Consider the following 1,456-nt stretch of genomic DNA (forward strand, 5'->3'; position numbering starts at 1 on the left):
GGTGTGGAAGTGCAGTAATGCATTAAGCTAACCAGTACTAATTGCCCGTAAGGCTTGTCCCTATAACCTTAGCAGGTTGTAAGAATAAGAATTGCGTGTCGCCTGAGTTGTTGAGACATGCTTCATTACCCATTCTTTACCGATACTTCTTCCCAATTTTAGAGCGCCGCCGCCCCGTTGGGAGCGTGCGCTCGTACAAGTCAATGCCTGATGACCATAGCAAGTTGGTACCACCCCTTCCCATCCCGAACAGGACCGTGAAACAACTCTGCGCCGATGATAGTGCTGCAACCAGTGTGAAAGTAGGTTATCGTCAGGCTAGTTATATGTCGTAGTGAAAAACCCCCATCCGCCTGAACGCGCTCAAGACCGCGTTCGGTGCAGGTGGGGTTTTTTTCCGTCCCGACTACTGGCTCAGTGTAGCAATGCTGCGTCGAAAAAAACCACCGGATTTACTGGTGGTTTTTTTATGCGCGGGACGAACCCGATTGCATCAGAAGTTGTATTGGACGCCAAGCGTGACCAGGGTGAGTTCGGATTTGTTGAAGCGGATCGCCTCCAGGCTCATCTGCCATTTTGGCGAGAAGGCGTAACTGACGCCGCCACCAAACAGTGCCTCGGTTTCGTTCTGGTCTTTATTGGCCACGCGCGCCGAATGCATTTTGGTGCGGCCGACGCCCAGGCGGCCGTACAGGCTGAAACGGTCGTTGAGGGGAATCTTGCCCACCGCCGCCACGCCGATATGGCTCTCCGGGTAGTAGGCGGAGTCGGAGAACAGACCGTCGATGCGGAAGCTGAGCGAGCGCGCGATGATCTCGGCGCCGAAGTTCGGCGTGGCTTGATAGCCAAGTTTCAGACCGAGGGCCAGATCGCCGTTGCTGACGCCGGGCTGCGAGTAGGACGAACGGCCGATGTCGGAGCCGACGTAGATGCCGGGGTCGAATTCGGCGGCGTAGGCGGCGCTGGACGCCAGCAACAGGGTGGACAGTGCGGCGCGGGTGAATACTGTAGACATAACTCTCCTGGGATAGTGTAATTACTCACCGACTCGGCAGAATGACGTGGCGGTGGGTCTCGCTAGGGCAGGGGCATTAATTAATTTATAATTTTGCCACTTGGAAAATAGTAACTTAATATTGGTAATCATTCAAGTCTCGGGCGGTGGCGCCGGCATGCGCCGGTTCGGCTTGGGCGCGGAGGGGAGGCTGGCTGGCCATGGGATGTGACGCATTGCAACGGCTTAGCACAATTGCTGTGCAGGCATGGAATTGGGTTGTATCATTATCCATCGCACCTTTTTGCCGGTGCTGGTCGAATGTTCAAACTTCTAAAGGGTGGTTTCATGTCAGCTGAAGCAAAAAAATAATTGATTAGCGTTGATCTTCATCTACCAACCTGAGCGACGCCTCAGTTCGCCTGCCGGTCGCGGCGGCGGCGTACAGGAAGCGCCGCAGGA

The 1,456-nt window shown here is 55.1% G+C and carries 1 protein-coding gene and 1 rRNA gene; one reads left to right on the plus strand and one right to left on the minus strand.

Going from position 1 to position 1,456, the window contains the following annotated elements; all coding sequences use genetic code 11:
- The first annotated feature begins 206 nt into the window (after nt 1–206).
- A 5S ribosomal RNA gene (gene rrf / locus H7U20_RS15950) occupies nt 207–319 on the plus strand.
- Between the two features lie 174 nt (nt 320–493).
- Here the strand turns inward: rrf and H7U20_RS15955 are convergent.
- Nucleotides 494–1,015, minus strand: a complete 522-nt coding sequence (locus H7U20_RS15955; protein ID WP_199760145.1) for an outer membrane beta-barrel protein — start codon at nt 1,013–1,015, stop codon at nt 494–496.
- Between the last annotated feature and the right edge of the window lie 441 nt (nt 1,016–1,456).

Origin of the sequence: Rugamonas violacea (genome assembly GCF_016461825.1) — a bacterium.
In the GTDB taxonomy this organism is placed as follows: Bacteria; Pseudomonadota; Gammaproteobacteria; order Burkholderiales; family Burkholderiaceae_D; genus Rugamonas.

Coding starts and splice junctions, on each gene's coding strand:
- H7U20_RS15955 (WP_199760145.1), bottom strand. CDS start 1,015: ATGTCTACAGTATTCACCCGCGCCGCACTGTCCACCCTGTTGCTGGCG.